Consider the following 21,684-nt stretch of genomic DNA (forward strand, 5'->3'; position numbering starts at 1 on the left):
AGGCACCCGAATTTTTGAAGAATCCCATTAAACGAAGGAGTGTTTAGTAAAATGGTAAATCAATCACTTATCGAACAATACAAATCTATTCCCACTACCGCTATTTCCGATGCAATGGAAGGGTTGAATAATCTGGATTCGTCCATCAAGCCATTGAAGGATACCTATAAAATCAGCGGGAAAGCACTTACTGTGAAAATGCCCATCGGAGACAATTACAGTGTTATGAAGGCGCTCGATGCAGCCGAGCCTGGAGACATTATTGTCATTGATGCAAAAGGAGACCTGTCGCGCGCTGTCGCAGGCGATTTCGTGATCGGCATGGCCAAAACCCTAGGAATCGCTGGCTTTGTGGTCGATGGTGCCATTCGGGACCTGGAAGCATGCAAGGCTTTGGATTTTCCGATTTTCTGCAAAGGCACAACGATGGCCGCCGGCAATAAGGCTGGCCAAGGCGAAATAAATACGGCAATTTCCTGTGGAGGCGTTTCAGTACATTCCGGTGACATCATTGTCGGAGACGGCGATGGCGTTATTGTTATCCCGCAGGAAAGCGCACAAAAAGTATTGGCCGGCTCACTTGAAAAAATCGAAAAAGATGAACAGCGCGCTGCCTCGGTTTCTGAGGATGTTGCAGCCATTAAAGAGCACTTGAAAAAGCAACTTGCAAAATCGGCGAAAGCTTAACTTGAAATGATAGAGTCTATTTTTTGCAGAATGAAAAAAGCCATTCTCCCAAAACCTTTTGACTATAGGCAAATACCATCCTCTGAAGGGTTAAGCGAGAGTACATAACGGGTATAGCATATCCAAGACATCAATAAATTTAGAGGAGGAAATCATCATGGATCCAACATTATGGCTGTACATAGCGCTCGGAATTTTCGTTCTGGGCCTGATTATCGCAATCGTCGGAGTGGTTATGCTGATATCAGGAATCAAAGAACCGGTGAAAGAGATCAAAGGCTCAGCAAACAACCTGAAAGAGCGTGTTGACAAGCTCAATTTAGAAGCGACTGCCCTTTCGCATACCGCAAATGAATTAAAAGAAGATGTCCAAATGAAATCTGAAAAAGTCAGCATGTTCGTTGATGCTGCGAAAGGCACCATGAATTCGGTTGTCGATCTGAATGCAACAGTCCGGTCGATCACTAACGACATTTCAACACGAGTGGATCGTGACAAGCGGAACATTGCTGAGGTTAATCAATACAGCAACACGGCAATTGGCTTTGTCGATCTTGTTAAAAACCGAAAATCTTCCAAAGCCAGCAACACCACTTATACACCAACAGCTATACCCGACGTCAAAGAGTATTAAGCACTTCAAAAACAGCAACCCGTTGTTCGGAATATCCGGCAATGAAGTGCTGTTTTTTTTTGTTTTTAGGACACCCTTTCCATCCCATCAATCGGTAGGGTTCACATGGCTACCCGGTTTCCTCGAGCTACCGGAAAGAAAGGAATAGGATATCCATGCCATAATAGGGTTTTCCGTCCTTTAGTGTAATTATACGATGTGCAGCAATTTACATAAGTGATTTACTAGTGAGGACACAGATAGAACAAGGGGAGATTTAGAGGGGAAAAAACAAGCAGATAAATAATGAGAGATTCCCATCAATAGAGATACGTCGTCCTCCCCACTGATCTAAATACTTGGATTTCTAATATTCTATAGGGTTTTTCGAATAATCAGTTGTCTTATACATCACCATCGCACAGAAATAGAAAACAGGTGTAGGGAACTTAATATCAATGATTTCCAAAGTAGTATCTTCGAGAAATTCATTGGCCATTTTATCCATGACTTCCTCTTTTCATCCAAATGTCTCAGAATTAATCTCCCCCACCTGAAGGCAGGAGTTTGCCCATCACGCAGCGAAGTACTTTCTATCACCTAACCTGACAGGAGGAAATACTATGGACTTAACATATCAGCATCTCCTTGTAGCAATCGACGGTTCAGAAGAGGCGGGATTGGCCTTCAATAAGTCGATTGGCATTGCCAAACGAAACAATGCCGTGTTGAACTTGATTTATGTCGTGGATCCCCGCACCTATACCGCCGTTAAAGTGCACGGACCCGATGATGACCAAGAATCCTTTAAGTTCGGCAAGGATCTTCTCGAGAGATACAAGACGGAAGCACTGGCCGCAGGCGTGGAAAATGTAAATGCCATCGTCACTCCTGGTTCCCCCAAAAAGGTCATTGCACGGGACTTCGCCAACAAAGTTGAAGCGGACTTGATCGTATGCGGCGCCTCTGGAATGGATGCCATGGAACGTTTTATGTTGGGAAGTGTGTCCCAACATATTGTCCGCCGGAGCCCCTGTGATGTCTTAGTGGTCCGTATCCCGGACCCTGAAGAAGTAAAAGCACAAGTTTAACAGATGGCCGCTATCAAATGGATATATAGTAAGGACATCCTTGAAAATGCTATAGTGTACAAAAAGATACCACTGGAGGAGAAGAGTTATGGATGCCGATGTACAACCCGAACTGTGTCGAGTGGATGATGCTTTAGATATCATTGTGGGAAAATGGAAACCCATCATTCTATTATATTTGATGCAAAACGACACCATGAGATTCAGCGAATTGAAACGCAGTATTCCTGCAATTACACAGAAAATGCTTACGAAGCATTTACGGGAACTTGAAGATGAGGATATTGTAAATCGAGTCGTCTACCCCCAAGTTCCACCGAAAGTCGAATATTCCATCACGGAATACGGACGTACCTTGGAAGACATTTTAGGTGCGATGCATGAATGGGGAACCAAACATAGTGCCCGCGAAAAACAAAATACGAAAAGTGAGATGAGTGGTTAAGCTCATCTCTTTTTTGTATTTTAAAACTATCGCTCTCTTCCTTACTGCACAGCCCCAAAAGATGATGCTTGGTTTTTTTCTATCAATCATTTTTAATAAAACTAGTGATAGAGTATTGCATTTATAATATTCCTAATATTTTCTAATTTTTATCAAAAACCCCTATCTTGCTCTGACTCAATCCTATAAACTAGTAAGACATGGGAATTACTGTCTTTTTAACGATATATAAAAATTTTTTCAAATTTCATTTCAGATCAATTCAAAAACAAAGCATATCAATCAAGAAAACAATTGGGATTTGTCTACCTGCCTACCGTTATTCAACATGCTCTTAGTTGCAGGACTGGCCTATATGAAATCTGCTGAAAAAATAGTAGACTTCCTTTGCAACGAAAATGAATTTCATGCCTACCACACTTGCCGATAAACGCAGGATTCTTAAAAATAAAAATTCTGATTACCGAAAGGAGATTGATGATGATGAAGGATATCACAAAAAAAGGCGGAGAAGATATTTTAACGTCCACCCCTCTTTTTGATTTAATTAAAGACCCCATTTTCTTGATGGAGGAAGCTCACGACTCTTATCGATATATTTACGTAAATCCATCAGCCTTATCCATCATGCCTTCCCAAAATATTATCGGATGCCTGATCGAAGAGATATTCCCTAAGGAATTAAGCGACCGGTTAATCCAACATTATAAAAAAGCAAAAGCTGCTCAAAAACCCATCGAGTTTATCGAGAAAATAGAAACCGGGTTTGGCGAATTCATCGGAGAAACCATGCTTAATCCGATTGAAGCAGAAAATGGCCAATCTCAATACATATTAGCTGTCGTAAGAGACGTCACCGAAAGAGAATATAAAAACAAGGACCTCCAAAAGACAAAAAGAGCAATCGAAATCGAACGGAAAAGATTAAATTCCTTGGTAGAAAACAATGGGAATGCTGTGTTTGAATTTGACCAGCAAAAAAATTTCATCAGCATCAATAAAATGGTCACTGAAGTAACGGGATTCACTGAAGAAGAATTGCTTGGCCAATCGATAGTTTCCTTAATTATTGAAACCGATTTGAAGGATACCATAGCGCATTTTGAAGAGGCGCTAAAAGGGCGTTCTGTGGAATTTGAGACGACTATCTATACTAAAAACAAGCAGATGGCCACTTTCCAAGTAAATACGGTTCCCATCATCGACGAAGACATAGTCCTCGGAATCTATGCCATCGCAAAAGAAATTACTGTGCAGAAAAATACGGAACGTCTTTTGCGTGAAAATGAACAACGATATAAGTCCTTGTTCGATAATCATCCACATGGAATTTTCACATTCGACCGCACCGGCAATCTGAATAGCATCAATGCCGGAACAGAAACCATTACGGGTTACTCCTTGAAAGAACTTCAGGCAAATGCATTTATAGCTGTCGTCATGCCTGAAGAAACAGATAAAGTTCGCCACCACTTTTTCGAATCGATCCATACTAAAAGGCCGGAGCGCTATGAAATGGGCTTCCATAAAAAAGATGGTGATCTAATTGATTTGCAGGTTCTGAATATCCCAATCATAGTAGACGGGGAATTGCTTGGAATCCATGGCATCGTGACCGATATCACCGAAAAAAAACGTGCCCAAAAAGCCTTATTGGAAGCGAAAGAAGAACTTGAAGTCTTTTGGAAAAGTTCTACAGATCCGATTTTTTACATTGATACAAAAGGAGATATCCTGAAAGTAAATCCCGCCTTCGAAGAAACGTTTGAATTTACGGAAGAGGAAATGATCAGGGGAGAAGGCACAATTATTCCACCGCATATGACGTCTGATCAAGACAATATCGTGGAAAGGATTTTAGCCGGAGAAACCGTCAAATTTCATGATACCTTGCGGATAAACAAATCTGGTAAACCGCTGAATATCATTTCCTCCTATTCGCCGGTTCACGACGCAGATAAAAAAGTGGTCGGCGCAACGATTGTCTACAAAAACGTAACCGAGCTGAAAAAAGCAGAACAGGAACTGCAGAAAAGCCAGGAGAAATATAAACTGATTACAGAAAGCACCTTTGATATCATCACCTTGATCGACCTTTCAGGCCAGATTGAATACGTATCTCCTGCAAGCGAAAAAATCCTTGGATATCCGGATCAAACTTATATCGGAAGCCCTTTTACCACCCACATCCATCCTGAAGATGCTTTCGACTTAATAGAAAGTGTAGCTTCTCTGATTGATGGAGGAGAACCGACAACGATTGAAGTACGTTACTTGCATCGGGAAGGCCATTATATTTGGATGGAAGTCTCCCCTACCCCGGTCTTATCCAACGGTGAGTTGAAACAATTTTTCACCATTTCCAGAGATATCACTGAGAGAAGAAGACTTCAGGATAAAGTGGCGAAAATGGCTTTTTATGACCATCTTTCCGGAATCCCCAATCGGCGGACTTTTGATGACAAGTTGAAAAAAGCGATTCATCAAGCGAAACGCACCGGCAAAAAAGTAGGGGTTTTGATGCTGGATGGACGTAAATTCAAACAGATTAATGATCAGTTCGGCCACGATGCAGGAGATGCTGTCATTAAGGAAATGGCCGTTCGGCTTCAGGCGAGTATCCGCTCCAGTGATACAGTTGCACGGCTGGGCGGAGATGAGATGGGAATAATTTTACCCGAAATCGATTCAGTGGAAATGGCAGAAAATACAGCCATACGCATATTGAAATCATTTGAGGTTCCCTTAAACTTCAATGGTTTTAACATTAGAATTGGCGCAGGGATTGGCATCTCCCTCTATCCTGATGATGCAGTCAATGAAAAGCAATTGGTCAAGTACGCGGATATGGCCTTATACGAAGCAAAAACTTCAGATCAGGATCAGTACAAGATTTATAGTTGACGGAAAAAGCCGCCAGCACTTTAACATCCAAAGATAAGCAAATGTCAGCCGAATTTTAAAAAGTCTGGAAGAAACCCGTATACTGGGTTTCTTCCAGACTTTTTTCCGTGCGTTTATGGTCGTTTCAGGAGAAACAATCCCTACTGCTGAACTTGAAGGTAAAACACCATGAACAGGCTGAACGATGCGATTACGCACATTGCACCATAGACCACTCTTCTCCATAAGTCCCCTCTAAAATATAAATTTAATAATAGGAAGTAAAAGATGCCACTGACTAAAATGAATAAAAGAAATTCAGTTTTGTACTCAATCCCGTGAACGAAAATAGCGGCCAAGAGCCCTAGAAATAGAAAAACACCGTAGCTATTTAGAACAGTAAGAATGGTTATTTCTTTCGGTGTATTCGTTTCTTTTTTCGGATGATCTTCCATTTTCATACCTCCTCTTCGTCCACCTTACTTACTTCTTCAACGAAGTAGAATGATTTCCGATATTTCGCAGCAGCAAGATCAGCGATACTGCACAACCAGCAGTGAGTATAATCCACAAAAGAATAAATGGATCCACCACCCCTGTATTGCGATAACTGAGTACTGTCATATTGATTAAGGCCAATCCGTAGGCAGTGGCCTTTACTAATACAACCGAACTCACTATCGGTCCCCAGGATTTTTTTTGCCACAAGAGTATCCCGCTGATGATTAAAGACGGTACCAATAAGGTCAAATCCACCGCAAACACAACAGCAGTTGGATGGCCGGTTTGCAAAATACTTTGGTGGATATGCCCAGTAAAGACAAAATTGAACGACAAGATAATCCACATGCTCCCTAAAAGTATGGCAAAGCACAACATGAATATACTGACGGATTTATAGGGAAGTTGCTCACTGAAGCTCCGGCTGAATGCCTGTGCATCCGTTTGGATCAACGCAAGTACAAAAGTATAGACAGAAACCACGAATAAGGCTGCATACAACAGAAAGAAATTATTAAAGGCCGCTCCAAAAAGATAGAACATATAATTGTAGATCATATACCACAGGGAACCCATCCAAAACAGCCTGCCTCTGTTAGAAGTACGTGATGCAAACAACGACGAAATCAATAACAGTGGCACTGCGATAAACAAAGTCACGATATCATTGCCTCGCCAGGCAGAAACAACGAGTGCATTATCCCGGTAGAGTCCTTCAGAGAACAATCCTCCCCAAGAAGCTAAGCCAGCCATGAAAGAAATTAAAACTGACAGCCATAGAATGGTTTTACTTTTCAAAGCGAACATCCGGAATTCCTCCTTTTCCGATTGAACCCAGTTTTCGTCTCAATGCTTATAAACTATCAGCTCAATCATCAGTCACTCCACAATCACTTCCGAAGGAAGGATTCCAGAGAAATTATCCGGAACATCAAAGGGAATGACACGGACTTGATGCCCTACTTCCAATTCCTCATAAGAACTGATCGCCCCCTTGAAGACCGTACCGTCATTCAGGTGCATTTCATGAACAACCGGTTCTTCTTCCGGATCATCCGTAGGCACTTCTATAATAAAGCTGACATCTTTCTTTTCCGTAACTTCACCTTCATAATCCCCACAGGCCGATAACGCTATCAGGAGAATAACGAGTATACCAAGCAATCGTTTCATTTCCGCCACTTCCTCTTCTTCAGGATATCTATTCACTCAGCGCGACACAGGCAAATTTTAGGTTAATCTTCTACAACGATCGTTTCTGCCAGCTCCTTTTCTTCACTCTTCTTATCAACCCAAACCTCCACTTTGTCCAAGCGCTCAAGTTCATCAAATGATTCTTTTTTTCCTTCTACAATCGTTTCTTCTGTACTAAATACTTCATAGATAGGATAATCAGCTTCAGGGTCAGTAGCTGGAGGAGAGATAATTATGCTCGATTTCTTGACTTCTTCTATATAGCCCTGATAATCACTCGAATCAAATGGATTGCAACTACAGAGAAGTATCGTAGAAAGAAACAAGATCATGAATCTTTTCATTAAATGAGTTCCCTCCTTAAGATTCTCTATATGAAGTTAACATATCTTCGCTATATAATTATCTGAATATTTAGATTATAATAGAACAAAACAATCGTTACATCTATGAATGAATTGTTAGAACAGAAAAATCATGGGAGGTTTTAGCATGACATTGGCATACAAACGAATTTTAACAGCAATTGACGGTTCACATGAAGCAGATTGGGCATTTAAAAAATCGGTAGAAATCACTAAGCAAAATAATGCAGTATTAAACTTACTTTATGTAGTGGATACCCGTTCATTTACGGTCATGACAAAACATGTGCCGGACATGGATGAAGAAGTGTTTGAGTTCGGCAAAACAATGCTCGATAAATACAAAGAGCAAGCTTTAGCAGCCGGAATCCCTGAAGTAAATGTATATGTTGCACCTGGCTCTCCCAATAAAGTCATTTCCCGTGATTTTTCAAAGCGAGTGGAAGCCGATCTTATTGTATGTGGAGCTCAGGGCTTAAATGCAGTTGATCATTATTTAATGGGGAGTGTATCTCAGCACATTGTAAGAAGCAGTCCTTGTGATGTTTTAGTGGTCAGAAGTGACAATCCAGAGAAAGCCAAAGAATAAAAATAGGAAGTTTACTGTAAGGTCTGCAGAAAACTTGACTTTTCTCCACTGATTTATCGAAGTCCGATTAACTTGCCTCTCAAGCTAATCGGACTTTTGTGGTTCTTTCTTCAACAGTTTTCTTCCAATCCATAAAATATCTTGCAAAAATGCCTTCTGCATGTTCTGTAGCTGGTTTGATAATAGGTAGATTCATATTTATCCCTTTAAGATTCATAGAGCTTGTAAACTAAGTCCATCACCCACTATACAATCAGGCGATACGATTCTGTTTCTTCAAGAAAGTCAGCTCTTGTCAGCACCAGCCCTGAAAGTTCTTGCCGATACGAAGTGATGGTTCCATCATGCGTGACGATATAAGCTTTATCTTTTTTCAGGCTTTGACAAAAATCAATAAACGCTTCTGCTAACCGACTGAATTCGCCTTCAGGCAAGACATTGATGCCTGTTTCCCACAATGAAGAAGGAAGGTTTGGCGCTGGATGAAAATGCGGAAATTCTTCTGCAAATCTCCCGAAACTGAGTAGTTCATCACACGGCAATGTACCAGCGGCAGAACGACTCGGAAATATGCGCGGAGCTACCAGAGGATGAACTATTTTCAGGCACTCTATATTCCCGGACCATAGATCAGCCGTTTGAAGTGTTCGTAAAGTCGGGCTAACGATTAAAACATCTTTTTTAGCTAAAGGATGGGATATCCTCAGATCCTTCGCCTGGTTCTTCCCTATCTTTGTCAATGAAGGATTTGCTACATTTAGGCTTTCAGGCAAATTCGCTGTATGCTGCCCTTGTCCGTGGCGAATAAAGACCAACTCCATTTCTTCGCCTCCCATTTTGAAAATGATTGAATCTTAATTTTCGTTCATCAATACTAACTTTTCCGTTTGCCCATCCCATGTGATCTCCACTTCAACCTTTTCATCCTCTTGAACAACAGCACAACCTCCGCAAGAACCATTAGCAATATTTCCGACTCCATTAGTTAACATGACGCCTGTACCTTCGGAATCTCCCGAAGTTGTTTGAAGTCTATACTCTATTACTTCTGGAGCGTCATCGTCGCCGGTGAATTTAACAGTTCCCTTTTCTTGTTGCCTATCTCTATCCAAAATCTCCACAACATAAAATACATCCCAATTTTCACTGCTTCCTGAAAACTCATATCGATCGCTATTCACGCACCCGCTTAAAATAAGCAACAAGCTTACTGGCAAAATAAGCTTCTTCATTCTTTCCCTCTCCTATCCACTATGTTTTTCTACTCCCTTTCTTTTAATATACCAAATAAACCCAATCCATATACGATATAAGTGAATATTCTATCTTTTTAACCAAATCATATATTTCAAAGTCAGTAATTTTCCACAAAAAAATCTCTTTTGAACACCCATTTACATGGCCATTCAAAAGAGATGCTCATTAACTTTCTGCTGCCAACTTGAAGGCTTTGCGGCTTCTTAAGCTAAGCACAAGCCACAACAAAACATTGAAGGCAAGGAAAAACGCTCCGAGCACTGAAAAGCTCATCACAAATGTATCTATTCCATATGCCGAAGACATCGATTCCCGGAATCCAAGCAGTGCATAGCTCATCGGAATAAAATCATGCACTTTCTGGAAGAAACCATTTGTCAGCTCTACCGGGAACATGCCGCCGCTCGCGCCCAATTGAAGGACGAGTAAAATCATGGCCATAAAACGTCCGGGATTGCCAAACGTCATTCCCAAGAACATGATCAGGAACATATAGGTGAGCGATGTCATCACCGAAATTGCGAGGAATTCTCCAAGATGTTCCACTTGTAGATGGAAACCGAATAACATAATAGCGTCTACGATTAATGCCGCTGCGGTTGCTTGCACAAAGCCGAGCGAAAACTTGCTTAGCCACCATGCGGTCCCTGATGTCGGACGCCCTGCCGGCGCATTGATCGGGAACACCAAGTTGAATGACAAAGCACCGACAAAGAGCCCAAGCGACAAAATATAAGGGGCAAGTGCATGGCCGTAGTTCGGTACGTCGCTGCGCTGGTTTTCTGTCGCTTTTGCTGGAGCAGCCAGCATATTGAAGTTGGCGTCCTCCAGTTGGGTACCATTTACGTCGTCCGCTCCCTCGGCTAAACTTTTGGCGAGTTCGGATGAACCTTTTGAAAGCTCACCGATTCCTTTTTCAAGTTCACCTGAACCTTCTGTCAGCTGGTTTGCCCCACTGTGCAGTCCAGCTGAACCGTCAGCAAGTTCTTCCGCTCCACCGGAAAGTGCCGGGACGCCTTCTGCCAGACGACTTGCACCATCTGCCAATTCACCGGAACCCGAATTCAATTGCGCCGAGTTGCCTGCCAGTTGATCGGTTCCCTGTAGAAGTTTGCCGGCGCCTTCCGCTGCTTCTGATACGCCGGTCGTATAAGCCGCTGTGCCTTTTTTCAATTCTACGGATCCTTGCTGCAATTCGTTAGCGCCTTCAACAAGGCCGACTGAACCCGAAGCAAGAGATGAGACGCCTTCATTCAATGAAGAGCTGCCTTGCGCCAAACGGTCGACCGCTTCCGCCAGCTGTGGAAGGTTTGCTTTTGCCTTTTCCGTGCCTGCCATCAGTTTCTCGCTGCCTTGCATAGCATGATTCGCTCCAGCCACCAGAGATGCTGCTCCCGGAATAAGCTGCTCAGTCAGGGTACTTTGTACTGATGCATATCCGCCGAGTACCTGGACCGCTTGGGGATTCACTCTTTCCACAGCACTGTTCAGTTCTGCGATTTGCTCCGGCAATGAACCCAATGATTGGAACGAAGGAATTAGTTGTTCATTCAATTCGGCTGATACAGCGTTAAGGCTTTCCTCAAGCTTTGCAACAGCCGCTAGTTGCGCAGCCGTTTGTCCTTCTATACTCCCACTGACGGCAGCCGACAGCTCTGCTTGTTGTTCTTCAGTTAAATTCGCAAACGCCGGAGCCGCCTGCATCGCTTCAATTGCTCCACTTGGAGACGTTGTCTGCAGTTCGACTAGATCCTGCTGCGCCGCGGCCAAATTCGCCTGCATACCTGCAGCACCCTGCACATTACCTGCGGAAAATGTCCCATTCAATTGGTTAAGGTTCGTCTGAATACCTGCAAGTTCCTGTTGCAGACCGGCAATTTGGTTTGCTTCGGGCAGTCCCTCATCCAATGCATTTAGTCCGTCATGAAGTGCCGAACTGCCAGTCGACAAATCAGCTAGTCCTTCGCTTAGCGCGGCTTGGCCTGAAACCAATTGTTGGATGCCTGATGAGCCGTCTGCCAACTGACTTGTTTGTGCCTGCAATTCATGTAAGCCATTATCCAATTCAGCACTGCCGCGCTCAGTTGCTGAAAGGCCATCACTTAATTGTTCCGCTCCCGGAAGGAGTGAACCGATGCCTTGCGCCAATTTTTCGGAACCCAGGACCAGACTAGCTCCATTTTCATTCAAAGTAGCGGTGCCTTCAGCAAGTCCAGCAACACCGGCCTGCAATCTGCCGACCCCTTCGGTGTATTCAAAAATCCCTTTGTTCAGCTGGTTTGCTCCTTTGTGCAGCTCAGTTGCTCCACGCGCAAATTGTCCGGTACCAATTTCCAATTGCTCGGCGCCTTCATGGAAAGTCAAACTGCCTTCTGACAATTCGAGCAGCCCTGCAGTTAGCCGGGTGTTTCCTTCCTGCAATCGCACAGCTCCTGCATCCAATTGCTCCGCACCGTCCGCCGCTTGTCCCATCCCTTCACCAAGCGTTTCAATTTGTGCAAATACCGCTTTTATATATTCTTTCGTGACGTTTTCAGCAATTTCTTCCTTTATAGCCATAGTCGCTTGTTTACTGACAGCTTCGATGAAAAAGCCGCGGCCAGGATTGGTTTCGTACTGTAGGTTCATGGCTTTTGGTTGATCGGCCATAATAGACGAAGCATTTGCAGAAAAATTCTCCGGAATCGTCAATACCATAAAATATGTTCCGTCTTCCATGCCGCGTTCAGCTTCTTTGGCATCTGTAAAATGCCAGTCGAGTGTTTTGTTTTCTTTTAAATTACCGACCAGTTCGTCCCCGACAGCAAAGGTCCTGCCTTCATAAGCCGCAGCTCTATCTTCGTTTACGACGGCTACCGGCAATTGATCCGTTTTTCCATAGGGATCCCAAGAAGAACCGAGGAAAAATCCCCCATAAATAATCGGGATAAACATCATTACGATCATTGTTCCCAATAAAAGAGGGTTCGAAAACAATTGCTTCCATTCCCGCTTCAGCATTTTCACTTGTCATCATCCCGTTCATTACCGATTACATCACTTAATGTTTCCCGGTTCCAGTTTAAAGTCGGCAAATTGGACGTTCCTAATCCTTCTTTCAAAAGATCTGCTGCTGTTACATTCGAAAAGTATTCAATCAGTAAACGATCTCCCTGGGAAAAAACATTGCGGAGAAGTTCTTGCCCTTTTTGCGCATACTTTCCATCGTGAAAAGCAAGACTGATCAATCCCGTATCCGGATAAAGTTGAATAGATCCTTCCATCGCTTCGATCACGTCAAGCAAGGTAATCTCTGTTGCTGGCTTTGCGAGCGAGACACCTCCATTATTCCCTGATACCGACTCAGCAATTCCCTGGACGACCAGCTTCCTGATGATTTTTTTCATATAGGAAGGAGATACTCCCAGTCTTTTGCTGATTTCATCGGATGCGAGTGGCGCGCTGCTTTCCTGAGTGGCGAGCAGAACGATGGTGCAAACGGCTTGCTCTACTCCTTTTGTCAATTGCATACGTAACACCTCTTTTTCTTCTACTTTGGATATCCATTATGGATATCCGATATCCAATTATAGATGATACTCCTTTTTTCCGGAAAATACAATCGTTGGATTCATTTTTAACATATTTTTAAGTGAAAATATAAAGCAGGCAACCTTATTATTTCGGCTGCCTCCCTTGCTTATAGGAATAAATGTCAGAGCTTAGGATTAATTCTATGTAACAAACTTTAAGGGTTCCCCCTTTCCATACTAGTTGTCATTGTCTTCAAAACATGAAAAGCATCTAAAATTTTATGGTAAAATTAACAAAAAGATACATTAGAGTTTTGAAAAGAATATAAACTCATTCAGAACAATCGATTTGAAGATTCGTATACTTATGATTGGAGGAGATTTGGTGGTTGGAATCGATTCATCTTTTTGGCTCGACTTGCTGTTTGTACTGGTTCCGTTTTTTATACTGACGTTTTTGTTCAACGGCATTATGAGAAGATGGCTAAAAGTTGAAAGACCAAAAATGTTCTCACATAACCATGTTAACGACAAGCACAAAAAAATCGATTGGATCTTTCGAGGGGTATTTATTGCCTTGATGATACTCGGCGGAGCGGTCAATATCAACAGGCTTCCCGAAGAGCCGATTTTGTTTTTGGAACCGTGGGTATTGTTGCTGACGCTTGTAATTATCGCTGAAATCATACGGGCTATTATGGAAAAAAGACATGCAGAAAATCCGAATGCCTATATTTACACTTTAAGCCAGCTTATTTTTATTGTAATTCTATTGATTTCTTTATTTTCAACAAATTGTTGGGGAGTTCTTTAATCATTGGGTATCCCAGTTGATCCTCTCCAAAAACAAATGCCATACTGGAATGAATAGCCATCTTAAGACAGGCCTATTTTTATGTCTGCCATAAGTCCTTAAGATGAGTCACTCCTCGCATTCCGGCCTTCATCACTAAAAAGAAATAAATCTTCTCCCTTTATTATAGGTTGAAAAATTCAGTTAGATATGCTAATTTTAGAGTGACCGTTATATCTATAATGGAAAGAGGGAATTAGATGAGTACTAAAAAAGAAGATTTATTAGTTGCTGCCGAACAGCTTTTTTACAGCCACGGGTTCCATGCAATCGGCTTAAAATCGATTGTCCAAGAAGCGGACGTAGCACTTATGACCTTGTATAATCATTTTGGTTCTAAAGAAGAACTCATTTTGGAGATTTTGAATAGAAGAGAATTGGCTTATTTCACTTATTTGGAAACAGCCCAAAAAGAAGAAACTGGACCCCTCACGAAAAGACTCGCTGTTGGCCATCTGCTCTGGCTAAAAAAACACGCGCCGAATGGCTGCATGTTTCTTCGGGCAAAAGAAGAATTCGGCAATTCCCCGGATCAGTTGATTGTTCAAAAAGTCTATGCCCATAAAGAACAGCTAATACACTTTTTTATCGCGAGCGGACTCTCCCACACAAAAGCCATTCAATTATCCTTGTTATTCGAAGGAGCCACATCTTCAGCTGAAACCATAGATAGTGAAGAAATTGAGCAGGCGACGATGGCAATGGTTCAACACTTATAAGTAAGCTGATTGCTTACTTTTTTTATAAAAATTTTAGAGTTATCGTTCTATCTATAAAGGAGTTGGAAAATATGTGGAAACTTGTATTTCCTGGCATTGCGATGATCGCCGTTACGTATGCTTTCGCTAGATATAGTTTTGGATGGTTCTTGCCTGACATCAGCTCCTCCCTGAAACTATCTGAGAGTCAGGCGGGATATGTCAGTTCATCTGCTTATCTGGCTTATACAATTGCTTTGCTGACTGCCTCCATTTTTATACATCATTTCGGCGCGAGGCGTATGATTCTGTTGTCTGGCACCACCGCCAGTCTAGGCATGGCAGGAATGGCTTTGTCCCAAGGGTTTTATACGTTGACACTCAGCGCATTCTTGGCGGGATTGGGGAGCGGATGGGTTTCCCCGGCTTTTAGCCAAGTAGTGGCGCAGTCGGTCAGTTCCGATCTACAGGATAAAAGGAACACCTGGATTAATACAGGAACCAGTTTCGGCATTTTACTAACCGGTCCTGTTGCTTTGGCATTTGCAGAGCAGTGGAGATGGAGTTATGCCTTATTCGCAGTTTTTGCCATGATTGTTTGCTTGTGGAACGGCTATTCGATTAAAGAGAAAAAACAGGAAACCCGAATGACCCATCAAATTAGGATCAGCTTAAAACCTTTAGTTAAAGCGCGCTTTTTGATCATGGCTTCTATTGGAATCGGGTTTAGCTCTTCCATCTATTGGACTTTCTCAAAAAGTTACATCACTGCTATCCATGGCTTAACTGTAAGCGAAAGTGTTGGATTTTGGACCATCATGGGAGGGGCTGGCATTCTTGGAGGAGTGGCAGGCGCCATCATCCAGTCGATCGGGCTGCACCGCTCATATCTTTTAGGGGTTGTGGTTGTATCGGCATCTATTTTCGGATTGACAAACCCTAATTTTGCAGCCATCTACTTTTCGGCACTTCTCTTTGGGGTCGCATTTATTTTCATGACAGGCCTTTTTATAGTATGGGGCACCCGTCAGTTTCCTGAATCCCCTTCAACCGGTGTCAGTATTTCATTTTTCTCGTTGGGAATTGGACAATCAGCAGGCTCAATAGCCGCAGGGATGTTAATCGAAGGAATCTCCTATCCTTTCGCTTTTATCCTGTTTTCAATCATCGGCCTGCTATTTCTTTTTTGCAGAACGACGATCCTTCCCCTTTCCACTAAGCCAAAGAAGAATGTGGAGATCGCTGTAAAAGAATAATCAGGGGCTTTCATTATCTGTCCGCTCTTTCATTTGTAAAATAAAAAGCATCTATATTTTCTCATCCATGTTTTACCTTATTGTTTAGTGGTAGATAAAGATAGACACCATTCATTATCTACTTAAGGAGAGATCGATATGACGAACATTCCAAATCCTAAAACTCAATACACGACAGATGATTTTCCAAAACAATTTCAAGAGCCACCAGGCCTTCAAAACCAAATGAGCCCCCTTCCGGATTGTGGTGAAACAAGTTACGAAGGATCAGGAAAATTAACGGGAAGAAAAGCGCTTGTGACAGGCGGTGATTCTGGAATTGGTCGAGCGGCGGCAATTGCTTATGCCAGAGAAGGCGCAGATGTTGCAATTAACTACTTGCCTGTGGAACAAACCGATGCAGAAGAAGTCAAAAAATTGATCGAAGCTGAAGGTCGAAAAGCCATCTTACTTCCAGGAGATTTAAGTGATGAATCTTTCTGCAAGGAGCTTGTCGAACAAGCAAACTCCGAACTTGGCGGACTGGATATTCTGGCATTGGTCGCAGGCAAGCAGCAAGCCGTGGAAGACATTTTGGATTTGCGCACCGAGCAGCTTGAAAAAACCTTCCAAGTAAATGTCTATTCCCTCTACTGGACTGTAAAAGCAGCACTTCCACATCTTCCGGCAGGGGCTTCCATCATCACTACCAGCTCTGTTGAAGGTTTTGACCCGAGCCCGATGCTCGTCGATTATGCAGCAACGAAGTTTGCGATTATCGGGTTTACAAAATCCTTATCAAAACAATTGGCTGAGAAAGGCATCCGAGTAAATTCGGTTGCTCCGGGACCGATTTGGACAGCTCTTCAAATTTCCGGCGGACAACCTCAAGAAAACATTCCGGAATTCGGCAAAAGCACACCTGAAACCCCGATTGGACGTGCAGGACAGCCTGTTGAGTTGTCTTCTGTTTACGTATTCCTGGCTTCGACCGAATCCAGCTACGTTACCGGACAAATTTATAGCATAACCGGCGGAATGCCGACTGCCTAAGTGCATTTCCTCAACATGTCAGGAAACTTCCTTGATTTCAATCCATTTTTTTCTTGAAAACAAACCAAACTAAAAGGAGAAGCGATGATATCGCTTCTCCTTTTTAAATTTATGAAAGTCGACTGCTGTCGCTTGCCAAAGATAGCTGTTTGTATTATTTCCGAAGATAAGTCTAGACCTATTACCTGTTGAATACTCTTTAGTGATGCGTTATTCCCCCTTTACTTTGACCAGAATTATAGGTAAAATCTACATATAGCTGTATAAATGGTTTTTTTGATTTCCAGACGATATTTCATTTCGATGAAGTAAATAATAGAATATAATTGAGCTGAGTATTTCGGACAATAGAGCCGGTAAGAACGCCAAGAAGAATGTTACATTCTTTTTGGCGTTCTTTTTTATTTGTTCGAAAAAGTCAGAAAATATCGGTCTGCTGAATTATTCAATCGAGGAGTGCATCTAATGAATAAGGAACAGAACAGTCTGAGCACTACTATCCACTACATAGAAACTTTCTTGGAAGAACATTTCGGAGGGAAACCTGCACAACTGGAAATCACGCTGCGCCCCCCTTTCCTGCTTGTTCACATCACCGGCTTCTTATTGCCTTCTGAAGAAATACTGTTGGAAAAAGGACGGGCCAGACAGATTCGTGAAACCCGAGATATCCTCGTCCGATCCGTAAAAAATGAGCTATTAAAGGGATTCGAAGATCACTTAGGTCTCCATACTGATGATTTGTATGCAGACTGGAATTTAACTAAACAAAACGGATTGTTGATCATCACATTAAAAACAGAAAATGATGAACCTGATTTTTTATGGCCGCAAAATGTGAATCAGGACACATTGAAGGAAATTATTATCTTGAACAGCATCCGTACACAAAAACAGCCGGATCAAACGAACTTTTACTGGCTGAATGAGTATACTCTTTTGATTGAACGCATTGGAGTGCTTGTGGATATCGAAAAACAATTGATCCAAAATTGCGTTACGGAAGAACTGCGTTTGGCCAAACGGCCATTGGAATACCGGATAATCGAACTTTTCAATTTGCAATCCATTTTAAAAAGCCCGGTTGAAGACCTTTTTGTAGACTGGAACTTCCAAAAGGATATTAGTTATATGGTTCTTTTATTGAAAAGGGACGAAAGCCAAAAATACAGATGATCCTGTAGCAGAATTTTGAAAAATGAACGGCTGTCACTCGCCAAAAGGAGCTTTTACTATGCTTGAAGAAAGAACAATCCAAGCCGATATATCAGGGTATATGTCCACTTTGTTGCGAAAACATTTTGGAAAAGGACCCACCTCTGTTTATGTTACCCTCAAAAGACCCTACATTGCTATTCACTTCAGAGGATTTCTCAGTCCGATGGAAAAAATCCTACTCGACCAAAACGAATGGAAACGAGTATTAGAAACGAGAGATTTGCTGCTGAATGCGCTAAAACCTCAAATTCTGGCAGAATTATTGAAAATAACGGAACTGGAATTTACAGAACTTTATACCGATTGGAATATCTCGTCACAAACGGGAATATTCATCGGAATTATGGACGAAAAAGTGACTGCCCAAAATTTGAAGTGGTCAAAAGAAACAGATAGAAAAATGATTCACAAAAAAATAGAAAAAGTAAATGAAGCAGTGGAGCGCAAACCTGGTCTGATTGAAAGCATCTGGTTAAGCAATCGGATTTTGCTGGTAAAGCGGGTGGATATCCTAGTCGGCATTGAAAAGGCATTGATCGCTGAAGGCTACGAAGAAGTTTTGAAAGTGGTTAAGCGTCCACTGGAACGGAAGTTGTTTGGTCAAGCAGGTTTGGAAGAAATATTGCAGCAGCAAATACTGGATATCTTTATGGACTGGGATTTCGATCAGGATTTGGGTTACATTGTTTTCATATTAGCTCCAAATTCCCGTACATAACAGAATAGTAACTAGACTGAACCCCACATGTGATTGCTTCCTTGAAGTGACTCTCATTTGGGGTTCTATTCATTGAATTCAGTAACTTTTCTTTATTTGCTCCTTGGAATGGCCGATTGTTTCCCCTTATCTATCAGTGAATGAATTCTTCCTCAAACCAATCATCCTCTACCTTTACTTCGTTCAAAAAAACAGCAGACATTTGTCTGCTATTTTTCATCTTCTATCGTTAATTCGGTTTCCTGCTCCCATGATTTGAACGCAACCGACCAATGATCTTCCGCAGCATGGTAAGTGACAGAACGGATGGCCGGTATGCCGAACTCCAGCTGGTCAATCCCTTTCAATGCCCGTTTCACTACTTCAGCTTCCGTCAAATCAGCAGATTTCGGTTGATAGGTCGGCAATACTTCCACAAACACAGCGCGTCCTTGTCCCGGATATGATTCCAGAATCGGTCCGGCTGCTTCTATTTTGACACGCTGGCCGACTTCCAACAAATTAGCAGCATCCTTGAATTCAAAGTGGACCGCCGAATAAAATTCATCCTGCCCTCCATTTTCACTGAAGTCTTTTGGTGTAGCTTCAACTGCGAGGAAACGGTCTTCCTCCATATCTATGATATAGCTTCCTTCACTCGATGGCTCAACTGTCATGGCGGGTTCGGGATACTTAACGGTCGGTTCGCCCGGTGCCGGCACCATGATGCCTTCCTGTTCAATCATAACTTCACGTTCTGGAAACGCATTTTTCAGTTCATCAATCTGCGCTTCTGTCAAAAAGTTATGTCCAATCTCGATAGCGCCTGTTATGGTATCTGCAGAAATAGAATAAGAGACGGATTCAGGATTTGGATGGGCTTCCGCCATCGGTTTCACAATTTTCCCTGCCTGATACATCAGGTCATTCAGTTCAGATCGGGTATGGGCACTCTTATAGATGTAAATCGGTTCTGCCAGAATTTCACCAGCGTCGACTTGCTTCTGCAAGATCGCGGCAAGCTCCCCAATCCGCTCATCGGGATTCTTGATGCCTACCCAGACTCCTGACTGGTTTGCGCCGGATGTCTGGTTTTCCAGGAATATAACACCCGCTTTCTCTAGTCCCTCATTTCCTTTGTATATGTCCTCCACCGCCTTAAACACCGCTTCTGCTTCGATTTGCTGAACTGCCATGTCTTCGGCAAGTTCTTCTGTCGGTTCTCCTAAATAACCTTCTTTGAAGTCAGAGGATTCCTTCACAGCTGCTGCCGCTTCGTTGCGTTTTACCGGATCTGCAGTCTGTTCAAGTGTCACAAGAATTTCACGGCCCCTCACTGCTTCTTTATCCCCTGCTCCGCTTGCAGCTGATGGATCCTCTTCATTTGCCAGTGGCTCCTTAAGCGGCTCCTCATCTGTTCCACAACCAGACAATAAAAGCAGCAGGCCGATCAATACGAGAATCTTTTTCATCATTGTGGCCCCCTTTTCTACTGTTGCTTTAAACAGTTAGACGCTTTCTCAGAAAAATGGTTACAATAGGTGTATCGTCCCCAAAACCAGTCGATACCGCTGAGTTCCATAGACCGTTTACCCCGAATTTCTTGAAAGTCCTTCACTATAATTTTTCCGTAGAAATCCTTGTTCGAAAAATTTAATCGCTCAAGAAGATGCTATTTATAAAAAAAGAAAAGAAGATAAGCCTTGAGCAGCCTCTTCTTTCCGTGTTAAGTAAAATTCAAATTGATTGTTTGATCACTTTTGAATTCAATAATTATTGGCTGCAGCTACTGTTCGAAAGTTAATTGCTACAACTTGGGAAGCTCAAGTTAAACTATGAGCATCATTTTCATACACTGGGGGTAATTTTTTAGACCTCTTCATCCGATTGAGTCATTCCTACCGCTTTACGCGCTAATTCCACTATTACTCGACCATCCTATCACTTCCAAAGAAATTGCGGAACATTTGGACTGTGGTGTCCCGGTTCATAGCAGAGATGGAAGTCGTTAACGGGATCCCTTTCGGACAGGATTCTACACAGTTTTGAGCCATGCCGCAGTTTTGGATTCCGCCGGGGCCCATCAATAAATTCAAACGTACATCTTTATTCATTGCACCTGTGGGATGTGCATTCATCAACCGCACCTGAGAAATAGGCGCAGCGCCGATGAAATCATTTTTTTCATTGACGTTCGGACATACTTCCAAGCAGACACCGCAGGTCATGCATTTGGACAATTCATACGCCCATTGCCGTTTGCGTTCCGGCATGCGCGGCCCTTCTCCCAGATCGTGAGTTCCATCAATCGGAATCCATGCCTTAAGCCTTTTCAATGTATCGAACATGGTGCTGCGGTCAACGATTAAATCTCTGACAACTGGGAATGTCTTCATCGGCTGCAGCCGGATCGGTTGTTCCAATTGATCCACTAAAGCGGTACAAGATTGGCGCGCCTTACCATTTATGACCATCGAACAAGCACCGCACACTTCCTCCAAACAGTTCATATCCCATGTGACGGGTGTCGTTTTTTCACCTTCCTTATTTACCGGATTCCGTCGGATCTCCATTAAAGCAGAAATGACATTCATATTCATTACATAAGGCAATTCGAACTTTTCCCAATATGAATCTTCCTCAGTGGAGTTTCTGCGTTCGATTTCAAATAGCACTGTTTTTGCTGTTTCTCCCACGGTCACCAACTCCTTTTTTCTTGAGGATGGGACTGATCCTCGGTTGCTCAATAAACGCATCTACCCTTGGCATTTGCCTATTTAACCGATTAGTTAG

At 42.6% G+C, this 21,684-nt stretch carries 22 protein-coding genes and 1 pseudogene; 12 read left to right on the top strand and 11 right to left on the bottom strand.

Annotated elements, in window-relative coordinates; genetic code table 11:
- The first annotated feature begins 51 nt into the window (after positions 1-51).
- The 5 genes from K8U60_RS11630 to K8U60_RS11650 all read left to right on the top strand — a co-directional run bounded on the left by K8U60_RS11630 (position 52) and on the right by K8U60_RS11650 (position 5,740).
- The gene (locus K8U60_RS11630) at positions 52-687 is read left to right on the top strand and encodes an RraA family protein (protein WP_223639029.1); all 636 of its coding nucleotides are present in this window, start codon (positions 52-54) and stop codon (positions 685-687) included.
- 157 nt (positions 688-844) lie between these two features.
- Complete coding sequence (locus K8U60_RS11635; protein WP_223639030.1) at positions 845-1,321, top strand: DUF948 domain-containing protein; 477 nt, start codon at positions 845-847, stop codon at positions 1,319-1,321.
- A 602-nt stretch (positions 1,322-1,923) separates the two neighbouring features.
- Positions 1,924-2,391, top strand: coding sequence for a universal stress protein (locus K8U60_RS11640; protein ID WP_223639031.1), 468 nt, complete (start codon positions 1,924-1,926; stop codon positions 2,389-2,391).
- A gap of 88 nt (positions 2,392-2,479) precedes the next feature.
- Positions 2,480-2,836 carry a winged helix-turn-helix transcriptional regulator gene (locus K8U60_RS11645; RefSeq protein ID WP_223639033.1) on the top strand — a complete coding sequence of 119 codons (357 nt, stop codon included), beginning with the start codon at positions 2,480-2,482 and terminating at the stop codon, positions 2,834-2,836.
- A gap of 480 nt (positions 2,837-3,316) precedes the next feature.
- A complete protein-coding gene (locus tag K8U60_RS11650; protein ID WP_223639035.1) occupies positions 3,317-5,740 on the top strand; it encodes a PAS domain S-box protein in 2,424 nt (807 codons plus the stop codon).
- A gap of 140 nt (positions 5,741-5,880) precedes the next feature.
- Here K8U60_RS11650 and K8U60_RS11655 read toward each other — a convergent pair whose 3' ends face one another.
- From K8U60_RS11655 to K8U60_RS11670, 4 genes are all read right to left on the bottom strand, one after another.
- On the bottom strand, positions 5,881-6,174 hold the full coding sequence (locus K8U60_RS11655) for a hypothetical protein (RefSeq protein WP_223639037.1): 294 nt from the start codon (positions 6,172-6,174) through the stop codon (positions 5,881-5,883).
- A gap of 28 nt (positions 6,175-6,202) precedes the next feature.
- Entirely contained in the window at positions 6,203-7,027 is an 825-nt protein-coding gene (locus K8U60_RS11660; RefSeq protein WP_223639039.1) for a hypothetical protein, read from the bottom strand.
- Positions 7,028-7,099: 72 nt separating this feature from the next.
- A complete protein-coding gene (locus tag K8U60_RS11665) occupies positions 7,100-7,393 on the bottom strand; it encodes a hypothetical protein (RefSeq protein WP_223639041.1) in 294 nt (97 codons plus the stop codon).
- A 62-nt stretch (positions 7,394-7,455) separates the two neighbouring features.
- A complete protein-coding gene (locus tag K8U60_RS11670) occupies positions 7,456-7,758 on the bottom strand; it encodes a hypothetical protein (RefSeq protein WP_223639043.1) in 303 nt (100 codons plus the stop codon).
- 148 nt (positions 7,759-7,906) lie between these two features.
- Here K8U60_RS11670 and K8U60_RS11675 point away from each other — a divergent pair, with 148 nt between their 5' ends.
- Positions 7,907-8,368, top strand: a complete 462-nt coding sequence (locus tag K8U60_RS11675) for a universal stress protein (RefSeq protein ID WP_223639046.1) — start codon at positions 7,907-7,909, stop codon at positions 8,366-8,368.
- 245 nt (positions 8,369-8,613) lie between these two features.
- Here the strand turns inward: K8U60_RS11675 and K8U60_RS11680 are convergent, their stop codons facing one another.
- The 4 genes from K8U60_RS11680 to K8U60_RS11695 all read right to left on the bottom strand — a co-directional run bounded on the left by K8U60_RS11680 (position 8,614) and on the right by K8U60_RS11695 (position 13,134).
- Positions 8,614-9,189 (bottom strand): histidine phosphatase family protein, encoded by a 576-nt coding sequence (locus tag K8U60_RS11680; RefSeq protein ID WP_223639048.1) that lies wholly within the window; start codon positions 9,187-9,189, stop codon positions 8,614-8,616.
- Positions 9,190-9,222: 33 nt separating this feature from the next.
- Complete coding sequence (locus K8U60_RS11685; protein WP_223639050.1) at positions 9,223-9,600, bottom strand: hypothetical protein; 378 nt, start codon at positions 9,598-9,600, stop codon at positions 9,223-9,225.
- 190 nt (positions 9,601-9,790) lie between these two features.
- Positions 9,791-12,625, bottom strand: coding sequence for a YhgE/Pip domain-containing protein (locus tag K8U60_RS11690; RefSeq protein WP_223639361.1), 2,835 nt, complete (start codon positions 12,623-12,625; stop codon positions 9,791-9,793).
- A gap of 2 nt (positions 12,626-12,627) precedes the next feature.
- A complete protein-coding gene (locus K8U60_RS11695) occupies positions 12,628-13,134 on the bottom strand; it encodes an RrF2 family transcriptional regulator (protein ID WP_223639052.1) in 507 nt (168 codons plus the stop codon).
- Between the two features lie 388 nt (positions 13,135-13,522).
- On the opposite strand from K8U60_RS11695, the gene K8U60_RS11700 reads away from it, so the two are divergent.
- The 6 genes from K8U60_RS11700 to K8U60_RS11725 all read left to right on the top strand — a co-directional run bounded on the left by K8U60_RS11700 (position 13,523) and on the right by K8U60_RS11725 (position 18,912).
- Entirely contained in the window at positions 13,523-13,951 is a 429-nt protein-coding gene (locus K8U60_RS11700; protein WP_223639054.1) for a DUF4181 domain-containing protein, read from the top strand.
- Between the two features lie 239 nt (positions 13,952-14,190).
- Positions 14,191-14,709, top strand: a complete 519-nt coding sequence (locus K8U60_RS11705; protein ID WP_223639057.1) for a TetR/AcrR family transcriptional regulator — start codon at positions 14,191-14,193, stop codon at positions 14,707-14,709.
- 71 nt (positions 14,710-14,780) lie between these two features.
- Positions 14,781-15,944: an MFS transporter gene (locus K8U60_RS11710; RefSeq protein ID WP_223639060.1), complete on the top strand. Its 1,164-nt coding sequence runs from the start codon at positions 14,781-14,783 to the stop codon at positions 15,942-15,944.
- A gap of 138 nt (positions 15,945-16,082) precedes the next feature.
- Entirely contained in the window at positions 16,083-16,976 is an 894-nt protein-coding gene (locus K8U60_RS11715) for an SDR family oxidoreductase (RefSeq protein WP_223639063.1), read from the top strand.
- 465 nt (positions 16,977-17,441) lie between these two features.
- Positions 17,442-18,152 (top strand): Na-translocating system protein MpsC family protein, encoded by a 711-nt coding sequence (locus K8U60_RS11720; RefSeq protein WP_223639066.1) that lies wholly within the window; start codon positions 17,442-17,444, stop codon positions 18,150-18,152.
- Positions 18,153-18,210: 58 nt separating this feature from the next.
- The gene (locus K8U60_RS11725; protein ID WP_223639069.1) at positions 18,211-18,912 is read left to right on the top strand and encodes a Na-translocating system protein MpsC family protein; all 702 of its coding nucleotides are present in this window, start codon (positions 18,211-18,213) and stop codon (positions 18,910-18,912) included.
- Between the two features lie 209 nt (positions 18,913-19,121).
- On the opposite strand, the gene K8U60_RS11730 is transcribed toward K8U60_RS11725, so the two are convergent.
- The 3 genes and pseudogenes from K8U60_RS11730 to sdhB all read right to left on the bottom strand — a co-directional run bounded on the left by K8U60_RS11730 (position 19,122) and on the right by sdhB (position 21,587).
- Positions 19,122-20,366: a DUF3221 domain-containing protein gene (locus tag K8U60_RS11730; protein WP_223639072.1), complete on the bottom strand. Its 1,245-nt coding sequence runs from the start codon at positions 20,364-20,366 to the stop codon at positions 19,122-19,124.
- A 291-nt stretch (positions 20,367-20,657) separates the two neighbouring features.
- Positions 20,658-20,711 (bottom strand): annotated as a pseudogene (locus K8U60_RS19180) (hexameric tyrosine-coordinated heme protein); the annotation flags it as partial.
- A 105-nt stretch (positions 20,712-20,816) separates the two neighbouring features.
- Complete coding sequence (gene sdhB, locus K8U60_RS11740; RefSeq protein WP_223639075.1) at positions 20,817-21,587, bottom strand: succinate dehydrogenase iron-sulfur subunit; 771 nt, start codon at positions 21,585-21,587, stop codon at positions 20,817-20,819.
- Positions 21,588-21,684: the final 97 nt, after the last annotated feature.

Origin of the sequence: Planococcus circulans, assembly GCF_020023385.1 — a bacterium.
In the GTDB taxonomy this organism is placed as follows: domain Bacteria; phylum Bacillota; class Bacilli; order Bacillales_A; family Planococcaceae; genus Planococcus.

What these genes read in the sequence shown, in the direction of transcription:
- K8U60_RS11670 (WP_223639043.1), bottom strand. Translation starts at nt 7,758, where the DNA reads ATGAAAAGATTCATGATCTTGTTTCTTTCTACGATACTTCTCTGTAGT.
- K8U60_RS11680 (WP_223639048.1), bottom strand. Translation starts at nt 9,189, where the DNA reads ATGGAGTTGGTCTTTATTCGCCACGGACAAGGGCAGCATACAGCGAAT.
- K8U60_RS11645 (WP_223639033.1), top strand. Translation starts at nt 2,480, where the DNA reads ATGGATGCCGATGTACAACCCGAACTGTGTCGAGTGGATGATGCTTTA.
- K8U60_RS11685 (WP_223639050.1), bottom strand. Translation starts at nt 9,600, where the DNA reads ATGAAGAAGCTTATTTTGCCAGTAAGCTTGTTGCTTATTTTAAGCGGG.
- K8U60_RS11665 (WP_223639041.1), bottom strand. Translation starts at nt 7,393, where the DNA reads ATGAAACGATTGCTTGGTATACTCGTTATTCTCCTGATAGCGTTATCG.
- K8U60_RS11675 (WP_223639046.1), top strand. Translation starts at nt 7,907, where the DNA reads ATGACATTGGCATACAAACGAATTTTAACAGCAATTGACGGTTCACAT.
- K8U60_RS11710 (WP_223639060.1), top strand. Translation starts at nt 14,781, where the DNA reads ATGTGGAAACTTGTATTTCCTGGCATTGCGATGATCGCCGTTACGTAT.
- K8U60_RS11725 (WP_223639069.1), top strand. Translation starts at nt 18,211, where the DNA reads ATGCTTGAAGAAAGAACAATCCAAGCCGATATATCAGGGTATATGTCC.
- K8U60_RS11720 (WP_223639066.1), top strand. Translation starts at nt 17,442, where the DNA reads ATGAATAAGGAACAGAACAGTCTGAGCACTACTATCCACTACATAGAA.
- K8U60_RS11630 (WP_223639029.1), top strand. Translation starts at nt 52, where the DNA reads ATGGTAAATCAATCACTTATCGAACAATACAAATCTATTCCCACTACC.
- K8U60_RS11640 (WP_223639031.1), top strand. Translation starts at nt 1,924, where the DNA reads ATGGACTTAACATATCAGCATCTCCTTGTAGCAATCGACGGTTCAGAA.
- K8U60_RS11635 (WP_223639030.1), top strand. Translation starts at nt 845, where the DNA reads ATGGATCCAACATTATGGCTGTACATAGCGCTCGGAATTTTCGTTCTG.
- K8U60_RS11690 (WP_223639361.1), bottom strand. Translation starts at nt 12,625, where the DNA reads ATGCTGAAGCGGGAATGGAAGCAATTGTTTTCGAACCCTCTTTTATTG.
- K8U60_RS11655 (WP_223639037.1), bottom strand. Translation starts at nt 6,174, where the DNA reads ATGGAAGATCATCCGAAAAAAGAAACGAATACACCGAAAGAAATAACC.
- K8U60_RS11660 (WP_223639039.1), bottom strand. Translation starts at nt 7,027, where the DNA reads ATGTTCGCTTTGAAAAGTAAAACCATTCTATGGCTGTCAGTTTTAATT.
- K8U60_RS11715 (WP_223639063.1), top strand. Translation starts at nt 16,083, where the DNA reads ATGACGAACATTCCAAATCCTAAAACTCAATACACGACAGATGATTTT.
- K8U60_RS11730 (WP_223639072.1), bottom strand. Translation starts at nt 20,366, where the DNA reads ATGATGAAAAAGATTCTCGTATTGATCGGCCTGCTGCTTTTATTGTCT.
- K8U60_RS11650 (WP_223639035.1), top strand. Translation starts at nt 3,317, where the DNA reads ATGATGAAGGATATCACAAAAAAAGGCGGAGAAGATATTTTAACGTCC.
- K8U60_RS11705 (WP_223639057.1), top strand. Translation starts at nt 14,191, where the DNA reads ATGAGTACTAAAAAAGAAGATTTATTAGTTGCTGCCGAACAGCTTTTT.
- K8U60_RS11695 (WP_223639052.1), bottom strand. Translation starts at nt 13,134, where the DNA reads ATGCAATTGACAAAAGGAGTAGAGCAAGCCGTTTGCACCATCGTTCTG.